Genomic DNA, 672 nt, shown 5'->3' on the forward strand with positions numbered 1-672 from the left:
TCAGAAGATGAAGTCGGTCGCGTCGAGATCGCCGATGGCGACACCATTCAGTGTGATCGTGTTGAAGCCATCGGTGATGACGGCGTTGCCGCCGACCTGAGTGAGGGTGATCTGGTCCGGAAGGGTGATGGTCCAATCACCATTCGAGCCTTGAACGACCTGAGTGTGTGTCATCTTTTCCAACACGCTTTGCTAAGGCCCCGCCGATTTTTTGGCAGGTAAGCATATGTTCCGCAACGGCCCGATGTAAGACGAGTGCCGCCAGTTCGGGAGGAGCTGGCGGGCGGTGTTGTGCGGTCGTGATGCGCTCATTCTCCGCGGCGCTCGTCTCTTGACCCAGCTCCTCAGTCGCCTTTCCGGGCGTCAGAAAGGCGCGGATCTGATCCTTCACGACGGCGGGATGTTGCTGCAGGGCTTCCGTCGGCCCTGCTCGCCGTCGTCTGTGGCGCAATGCATAAGCTCGGTCACCTCCCCGGACAGCGCCTATGCACTGGTCGAAGCGGATCCGCCGGAACGCCGTCTCGGGATGCCCTGCTAGTATTTCTTGCGCCGGTATCTTCGACGGCGTAAGCCGGCCCAATGCTTTCACAACGCGCGCGCTACGCCATCAGGGCCATGCTCAACATCGCGCCGCGGGCCGCCCCGGTCTCTGCGGCGACAGTCGCGGCCGAG

General features: G+C 62.2%; 1 protein-coding gene. It reads right to left on the minus strand.

The window, feature by feature from the left end; genetic code table 11:
* On the minus strand, positions 1-174 hold the full coding sequence (locus ATO4_RS28030; protein WP_176223203.1) for a hypothetical protein: 174 nt from the start codon (positions 172-174) through the stop codon (positions 1-3).
* Positions 175-672: the final 498 nt, after the last annotated feature.

It is taken from the genome of Aurantimonas sp. 22II-16-19i (assembly GCF_002088275.1).
GTDB lineage: Bacteria > Pseudomonadota > Alphaproteobacteria > Rhizobiales > Rhizobiaceae > Jiella.

Bases quoted from the DNA above. Each gene is read 5' to 3' on its own strand.
- ATO4_RS28030 (WP_176223203.1), bottom strand. From the start codon at position 174: ATGACACACACTCAGGTCGTTCAAGGCTCGAATGGTGATTGGACCATC.